Origin of the sequence: Rhodoferax sp., assembly GCF_023701345.1 — a bacterium.
GTDB lineage: Bacteria > Pseudomonadota > Gammaproteobacteria > Burkholderiales > Burkholderiaceae_C > Rhodoferax.
Map to the genome: position 1 here is coordinate 1 of NZ_JAMPXE010000171.1, position 5484 is coordinate 5484.

8 protein-coding genes and 1 pseudogene are annotated in these 5484 nt (G+C 61.8%); 6 read left to right on the forward strand and 3 right to left on the reverse strand.

Annotated elements, in window-relative coordinates; genetic code table 11:
• From NDI87_RS16135 to NDI87_RS16160, 6 genes are all read left to right on the forward strand, one after another.
• The coding region (locus tag NDI87_RS16135) for a NosD domain-containing protein (protein ID WP_366029082.1) at nt 1-369 on the forward strand (369 nt) is incomplete at its 5' end.
• Nucleotides 341-1294 (forward strand): ABC transporter ATP-binding protein, encoded by a 954-nt coding sequence (locus tag NDI87_RS16140; RefSeq protein WP_296276520.1) that lies wholly within the window; start codon nt 341-343, stop codon nt 1292-1294. The genes NDI87_RS16135 and NDI87_RS16140, both read left to right, overlap by 29 nt.
• On the forward strand, nt 1291-2118 hold the full coding sequence (locus NDI87_RS16145; RefSeq protein ID WP_296276521.1) for an ABC transporter permease subunit: 828 nt from the start codon (nt 1291-1293) through the stop codon (nt 2116-2118). The genes NDI87_RS16140 and NDI87_RS16145 overlap by 4 nt, the downstream gene beginning before the upstream one ends.
• Nucleotides 2115-2666, forward strand: coding sequence for a nitrous oxide reductase accessory protein NosL (locus tag NDI87_RS16150; protein WP_296276522.1), 552 nt, complete (start codon nt 2115-2117; stop codon nt 2664-2666). The genes NDI87_RS16145 and NDI87_RS16150 overlap by 4 nt, the downstream gene beginning before the upstream one ends.
• 181 nt (nt 2667-2847) lie before the next feature.
• Entirely contained in the window at nt 2848-3243 is a 396-nt protein-coding gene (locus NDI87_RS16155; protein WP_296276523.1) for a c-type cytochrome, read from the forward strand.
• A 74-nt stretch (nt 3244-3317) separates the two neighbouring features.
• Nucleotides 3318-4265 carry an FAD:protein FMN transferase gene (locus tag NDI87_RS16160; RefSeq protein WP_296276524.1) on the forward strand — a complete coding sequence of 316 codons (948 nt, stop codon included), beginning with the start codon at nt 3318-3320 and terminating at the stop codon, nt 4263-4265.
• Here the strand turns inward: NDI87_RS16160 and NDI87_RS16165 are convergent.
• The 3 genes and pseudogenes from NDI87_RS16165 to NDI87_RS16175 all read right to left on the reverse strand — a co-directional run.
• Nucleotides 4257-4748 carry an Rrf2 family transcriptional regulator gene (locus NDI87_RS16165; protein ID WP_296276525.1) on the reverse strand — a complete coding sequence of 164 codons (492 nt, stop codon included), beginning with the start codon at nt 4746-4748 and terminating at the stop codon, nt 4257-4259. The genes NDI87_RS16160 and NDI87_RS16165 overlap by 9 nt on opposite strands.
• 64 nt (nt 4749-4812) lie before the next feature.
• On the reverse strand, nt 4813-5049 hold the full coding sequence (locus tag NDI87_RS16170) for a hypothetical protein (protein WP_296276527.1): 237 nt from the start codon (nt 5047-5049) through the stop codon (nt 4813-4815).
• Nucleotides 5046-5484, reverse strand: a pseudogene (locus tag NDI87_RS16175) (exo-alpha-sialidase); the annotation flags it as partial. The pseudogene NDI87_RS16175 and the gene NDI87_RS16170, both read right to left, overlap by 4 nt.

Consider the following 5484-nt stretch of genomic DNA (forward strand, 5'->3'; position numbering starts at 1 on the left):
ACCCGCAACAAGGTTGAGGGCAACGACTTCATTGCCAACCGCGAGCAGGTCCGTTATGTCGGTGCCAAGGACGAAAACTGGGGCGGCAAACAGCCGGGGCAGGGCAACCACTGGGGCAACTACCTGGGTTGGGACCGCGACGGCAACGGTGTCGGCGACCTGCCTTACGAGGCCAATGACCTGGTCGACCGCCTGCAATACCGGCACCCGATTGTCAAGCTGCTGCTGGGCAGCCCGGCGATCCAGGCGCTGCGCCTGCTGGGCCAGCAATTCCCCGTGCTGCGCGTGCCCAGTGTGGTCGACCCACATCCGGCCATGGTGCCTTTCAACAAAAACTGGAGTGAATGGCGTGACAAGCATTTCCGATGATGCCCTGAACCTCAGCGGCGTGAGCAAGCAATACGGCAAGCGCGGGCAGCCGCTGCTGGCGCTGGACCGGATCGACCTCAAGGTGCCCAGGGGCCAATTGTTCGGCCTGATTGGCCACAATGGCGCCGGCAAAAGCACCTTGTTCAAGCTGGTGCTGGGGCTGATCACGCCAAGCCAGGGCCACATTCGTGTCAACGGCATTGCCGTGGACGGCCCCGACTTTCGCAATGCCCGGCGCGCCATTGGCTACCTGCCGGAAAACCTGGTGCTGTACGACAACCTCTCGGGCCTGGAAACACTCGAATTTTTTGCCCAACTCAAGGGCGCGCCCAAAAACCAGTGCGCCCCTCTGCTGGCGCAGGTGGGGCTGGAAGCGGCTGCCGGTCGGGCGGTGCGGGAGTATTCCAAGGGCATGCGCCAGCGCCTGGGTTTTGCCCAGGCCCTGCTTGGCAGCCCGCAATTGCTGCTGCTGGACGAACCCACCACCGGGCTTGACCCCAGCGCCATTCGTGACTTTTATGACCAGCTCGAAAGCTTGCGCGCCCAGGGGGTCACCATTGTCATCAGCTCCCATGTGCTGGCGGAACTGCAGCAGCGTGTTGACGCGCTCGCCATGCTGGGCAATGGCCGCATCCAGGCGCAGGGCACCGTGGCGGCCTTGCGCGAGCATTCCCGTATGCCGATTCGGCTCTGTGTGACGGGCGATGCCACCCGGCTCACCGAACTCGCCACGGCGCTGCAACGCGATGCCAATCACGCCGTGCTTTCAACCCACCAGGCCTCACCCGACACCCTGGAGGTGCGCTGTGCCCGTGAGCACAAGATGGCTTTGCTGGGTCTGCTGGCGCCAGCGGGTTTGCATGACCTGCAAATTCTGGAGCCCTCGCTGGAGGACGTGTATTTTGGACTGAGGGAAGAAGTATGAGCGCCGCACTGCAACTGAGCCAGGTTCTGGCATTGGCCGGCAAGGAATTTCGCGACCGTTTTCGCAACCGCTGGGTGCTGGCGGTGGCGCTGGTGTTCACCGTGTTCTCACTGTTGATCACTTATTTTGGTGCTGCCGTGCAGGGGCAAATTGGTCCGCGCTCGATCGAGCTGACTATCGCCAGCCTGGTCAGTCTGGTGATCTACCTGATCCCCTTGATCGCGCTGCTGCTGGGCTTTGACGCCATTGTGGGTGAGCGCGAGCGCGGCTCGCTCGACCTGCTGTTGGCCTTGCCCATCACCCGGCTCGAATTGTTGCTCGGCAAGTACCTCGGTTTGGCCGGGGCCCTGACACTCTCTACTGTGGCGGGTTTTGCCCTGGTGGCCGTGCTGCTGTTCCAGCAGTTCAGCTTTGCCGGCCTTTACCACTACCTGGGTTTTGTCTTGAGTTCGGTGTTGCTGGGCCTGGCCTTTCTGAGCCTGGCCATGTTGCTGTCGGTGCTGGCACGCGACCGCACCCGGGCCTCCGGGCTGGCGATTGCGCTCTGGTTTGCCCTGGTGCTGGTGTTCGACCTGTTGCTGCTGGGCCTGCTGGTGGCCAGCGGCGGCGAACTGGGCGGTGATGCCTTTGCCTACCTGCTGCTGTTGAATCCGGCCGATATTTTTCGCATTCTTAACGTTTTTTCACTCGACGACGTGCGCAGGCTCTACGGTCTGGCCAGCATCGTGCCACCCGCACTGGGCCAAGCCTGGTTGATGGGGGGCGCCATGCTGGCCTGGATTGTCGGGCCGCTTGCCCTTGCTTCCTGGAGGTTCCGACCATGACATCACTGACAGATTTCCCACTCAATCGCCGCCGCCTGCTGTGCGGCTGTGCCGGCCTCGCGGCCCTCAGCCTGGCCGGCTGCAAGCCCAATGACCAAGGTGCATCAGGCGATCAGCCACCCGCAGAAATGGACAATATGGCCAGTTGCTCGCTGGATGGCATGCTGCTGGCAGATTTTCCCGGCCCCAAAGGTCAAATTCTGTATGCGCACGACAAGCAGGTCCACTGGTTTTGCGACACGGTCGAGCTGCTGTCGACGCTGCTCGCACCGGAACAGGTGCGTGCCGTGCGTGCCGCTTATGTGCAAGACATGGGCAAGGCGGACTGGGACCGCCCGCAGGGGCAGTGGATCGTGGCCCGCAACGCTTATTTTGTGCTCGGCAGCAAACGCCACGGATCAATGGGCCCCACCGCGGCCAGCTTTGCCGACGAAACCTCCGCCCAAAACTTCGTCCAGACCTATGGTGGGCGCATGTTGCGGTTTGCCGACATCAAGCCCGAGATGGTGGACCTGAGCGGTGGTGCATTGCACGACACCCGGATGTGAGCATTGCGCCAATCCCTGCCGCCCGGATTGCAAAAGTTGACACCCCATGCGCATCCCGAGGGCTGAATATGCATTGGCTGTTTGATTTTGAATAAATTAATCAAAGATTCATTTAGTTTGTATATTAAAATCATCACCAGACTTTTACCTTAACCCCACTTTGTTATTGACAGGAAAACCCATGAAAAACACCAAACTCCTCCTGGCCCTCGCTTTTGCGGCCACACTCGCAGCATGCGGAGAAAAGGAAAGCAGCGCTCCTGTTGCCACGCCAGCAGCGCCAGTTGCGGCTCCGGCTCCGGCCCCGGTTCAGGTCGCAGAAAATACAGTTGGCAAGAAAGTCTATGGCAGTGTTTGCGCCCTGTGCCATGCGGCGGGCGTGGCCGGTTCACCCAAGCCGGGCGACAAGGCCGACTGGGGCCCACGCATCGCCCAGGGAAATGATGTGCTTTACAAGCATGCGATCGAAGGATTCACCGGGGCCAAGGGCATGATGCCGGCCAAGGGGGGTGGCGTTAACCTGACAGAGGACGAAGTCAAGGCAGCGGTCGATCACATGGTGTCTTTGTCACGTTAACTGCTGCCATGATGATGCCTTCCTTGCTTGACCGCCGCCGCTGCTTGATCAGGCTCGGTCTGCTTGCGACCGGCATGTTTGTTCGTCCGGCGCTGGCCAGCCCGCATGTCCAACGCGCGTCGCGCGACTTGCTTGGAACACGGATCGACATCGTGGCCCAGGGCAGCCAGGCAAGCAAGGCGATGGCGCTGGCCTTTGCCGAAATGGCGCGGCTGGAGCGCCTGATGAGCCGCTACCGCGCCGACAGCGAAATTTCGGCGTTGAACCGAAGCGCCGGCTTGGCGGCCGTTGACGTCTCGATGGAGACCATGGCGGTACTCCGGCGCGGCTTGCAATTGTCACGACTCAGTGACGGTGCCTTTGACATCACGATAGGCGGCTACCAGGGCTGGTCTTTCGATCCTGCCAGTCCCCGGCTGCCCAGCGCCGCCCAATTGATGCGCGAACGTGTGCTGGTCAACCACCGGCACCTTGAGTTGGACCTGGCCAAGCGCCAGGCGCGCTTGCTGCAAACCGGCGCCAAGGTTGACCTTGGCGGCGTGGCAAAGTTGCCAATTCTTCAGGCCGGCATGCAGGTGCTGCAGGCCCACGGCCTGGACGGTGCCATGCTTAACGGCGGCGGCGACGTGCTGGTTACTGGGCAACTCCTGGGGCGCGACTGGCGCATCGGTCTGCGCGACCCGCGTTCGCCAGAGCGGCTGCTGGGCACCCTGGAACTCAGTGACGGTGTTGTGGCTTCTTCCGGTGATTACGAGCGTGCCTTCATGTACGAAGGCAAACGCTATCACCATGTCCTCGACCCCGACACCGGGTTTCCCACGCAGGGTGTTCGCGGCGTGACGATGCTGGCGCGCAACCCGCAAGCGGTCAATGGATGGGGTGCCACGGCGATGCTGGTTGGCGCTACAAAGGGCCAGCGTTTGCTCTCCGGGCTGCCAGGTGTCGAGTCCCTGATGGTTGATGCGCATGATGGCACCTGGATGTCTGCAGGCATGCGCGACCAATTGAAGCCGTCAGCTTAAGGCGCCGGTCTTTTTTTCGTGCTTTTCTAAGGGGATCAGGTGAGGCAGTTGTCCCTTGAAGCCCCGGGCCGCCGCGGTGGGCTCCAGCAAGTCAGCCACGGTATAGGCGTTGAGCGCTTCGATAAAGCCACGCGACGCTTTTTTCACGATCCCCTTGAGTCGGCAAAACCCATCCAGCCGGCAGGTGTTGAGGTGTTTGTCAAAACACTCGACCATGTCCATGTCGGTTTCGGTTTGGCGCACGATCTCACCCAGGCTCAGGCTGCCAGGCGCTTTCAGCAAACGCAAGCCACCGCCGCGGCCACGGGTGGTTTCCAGCCAGCCAAGGCCGGCCAGATCCATCACGATCTTCATTAAATGGCTGCGGGAAATACCATGCGCCTCGGCAATCTCGCTGACCGTGGGCAGTTTGGCACGCCCCTCGCAGGCAGCGCAGTACATCAGCACGCGCAAGGTGTAATCGGTCCGTTGGGTGAGTCGCATGAATTGAAACTTTTGGTAAGTTCTTGATGTTACTCACAAAGCCCGAGTGCCAATCAATGGCAGGTCAATTTCCAGCGCCCAGCTTGGCATTGAGTTCCAGCACATCGGGTTTTGACAGCGCCGTGTTGTGCAAGAGGGTGAACGGCCCGCCGCCGGGCTCCACGCCGCCGCTTGCGTCATAACCCACGGCCTTGAACTTCCAGAGTGCGCCAATGCGCTTGAGATTGCCAACGTGCGAGCCGTCAGCCAGGTGCACGCTGTACACGTTGGCGTTGATATGGGTGAGTGTGAGTGAGGTCATGCCACCCAGCCCAGTGCCGCCACCGGTGGCAGGTCGCGTGAGACGCAATGCCACTGCTCGCCCGCATCGGGGCTGATCCACAGGCCGCCGGTGGTGGACGACATGGCCAGCGTGTTGCGGTCAGGTGCCAGCGCCAGGCAGTGGCGGTAGACCAAGTGGTAGGCATGGGCCTGCGGCAGCCCACGGGAAAAGGTCTTGAAGGTGGTGCCGCCGTCATCGGTGCGGTTCACCACCATCTTGCCGTCCACCGCATAGCGGTGCGTGTCGGCTTGTGCCGGTACAAACCAGGCCCGCAGCGGGTCCAGCGGGTCACAGGCCACAGCAAAACCAAAGCCGGACGGCGCGGGCGCGGGAATGCCTTCCCAGAAGTGACCGGCGTTGGTGGAGCGGTACAACCCGCAGTGGTGCTGCACCCACAACACATCGGGTTGCGCC

Excerpts from the sequence above, each read along its gene's own strand:
- NDI87_RS16145 (WP_296276521.1), top strand. The coding sequence starts at position 1,291 with ATGAGCGCCGCACTGCAACTGAGCCAGGTTCTGGCATTGGCCGGCAAG.
- NDI87_RS16150 (WP_296276522.1), top strand. The coding sequence starts at position 2,115 with ATGACATCACTGACAGATTTCCCACTCAATCGCCGCCGCCTGCTGTGC.
- NDI87_RS16155 (WP_296276523.1), top strand. The coding sequence starts at position 2,848 with ATGAAAAACACCAAACTCCTCCTGGCCCTCGCTTTTGCGGCCACACTC.
- NDI87_RS16160 (WP_296276524.1), top strand. The coding sequence starts at position 3,318 with ATGTTTGTTCGTCCGGCGCTGGCCAGCCCGCATGTCCAACGCGCGTCG.
- NDI87_RS16165 (WP_296276525.1), bottom strand. The coding sequence starts at position 4,748 with ATGCGACTCACCCAACGGACCGATTACACCTTGCGCGTGCTGATGTAC.
- NDI87_RS16170 (WP_296276527.1), bottom strand. The coding sequence starts at position 5,049 with ATGACCTCACTCACACTCACCCATATCAACGCCAACGTGTACAGCGTG.